This is a genomic window from Vibrio sp. 1580 (assembly GCF_033340055.1).
Window position 1 is genome coordinate 1 of sequence record NZ_JAWOVT010000045.1, and the last position, 1,587, is coordinate 1,587.

The 1,587-nt window shown below is 53.2% G+C and carries 1 rRNA gene; it reads right to left on the reverse strand.

From position 1 onward, the window contains the following. A 16S ribosomal RNA gene (locus R7093_RS23880) occupies nt 1-1,553 on the reverse strand. Nucleotides 1,554-1,587: the final 34 nt, after the last annotated feature.

The window sequence follows — 1,587 nt, forward strand, 5'->3', positions numbered from 1 at the left end:
TAAGGAGGTGATCCAGCGCCAGGTTCCCCTAGCGCTACCTTGTTACGACTTCACCCCAGTCATGAACCACAAAGTGGTAAGCGTCCCCCCGAAGGTTAAACTACCTACTTCTTTTGCAGCCCACTCCCATGGTGTGACGGGCGGTGTGTACAAGGCCCGGGAACGTATTCACCGTGGCATTCTGATCCACGATTACTAGCGATTCCGACTTCATGGAGTCGAGTTGCAGACTCCAATCCGGACTACGACGCACTTTTTGGGATTCGCTCACTTTCGCAAGTTGGCCGCCCTCTGTATGCGCCATTGTAGCACGTGTGTAGCCCTACTCGTAAGGGCCATGATGACTTGACGTCGTCCCCACCTTCCTCCGGTTTATCACCGGCAGTCTCCCTGGAGTTCCCGACATTACTCGCTGGCAAACAAGGATAAGGGTTGCGCTCGTTGCGGGACTTAACCCAACATTTCACAACACGAGCTGACGACAGCCATGCAGCACCTGTCTCAGAGTTCCCGAAGGCACCAATCCATCTCTGGAAAGTTCTCTGGATGTCAAGAGTAGGTAAGGTTCTTCGCGTTGCATCGAATTAAACCACATGCTCCACCGCTTGTGCGGGCCCCCGTCAATTCATTTGAGTTTTAATCTTGCGACCGTACTCCCCAGGCGGTCTACTTAACGCGTTAGCTCCGAAAGCCACGGCTCAAGGCCACAACCTCCAAGTAGACATCGTTTACGGCGTGGACTACCAGGGTATCTAATCCTGTTTGCTCCCCACGCTTTCGCATCTGAGTGTCAGTATCTGTCCAGGGGGCCGCCTTCGCCACCGGTATTCCTTCAGATCTCTACGCATTTCACCGCTACACCTGAAATTCTACCCCCCTCTACAGTACTCTAGTCTGCCAGTTTCAAATGCTATTCCGAGGTTGAGCCCCGGGCTTTCACATCTGACTTAACAAACCACCTGCATGCGCTTTACGCCCAGTAATTCCGATTAACGCTCGCACCCTCCGTATTACCGCGGCTGCTGGCACGGAGTTAGCCGGTGCTTCTTCTGTCGCTAACGTCAAATAATGCAGCTATTAACTACACTACCTTCCTCACGACTGAAAGTGCTTTACAACCCGAAGGCCTTCTTCACACACGCGGCATGGCTGCATCAGGCTTGCGCCCATTGTGCAATATTCCCCACTGCTGCCTCCCGTAGGAGTCTGGACCGTGTCTCAGTTCCAGTGTGGCTGATCATCCTCTCAGACCAGCTAGGGATCGTCGCCTTGGTGAGCCCTTACCTCACCAACTAGCTAATCCCACCTAGGCATATCCTGACGCGAGAGGCCCGAAGGTCCCCCTCTTTGGCCCGTAGGCATCATGCGGTATTAGCCATCGTTTCCAATGGTTATCCCCCACATCAGGGCAATTTCCTAGGCATTACTCACCCGTCCGCCGCTCGACGCCGTTATCGTTCCCCGAAGGTTCAGATAACTCGTTTCCGCTCGACTTGCATGTGTTAGGCCTGCCGCCAGCGTTCAATCTGAGCCATGATCAAACTCTTCAATTTAAGATTTTGTTCGGCTCAATGAATACTGAACATT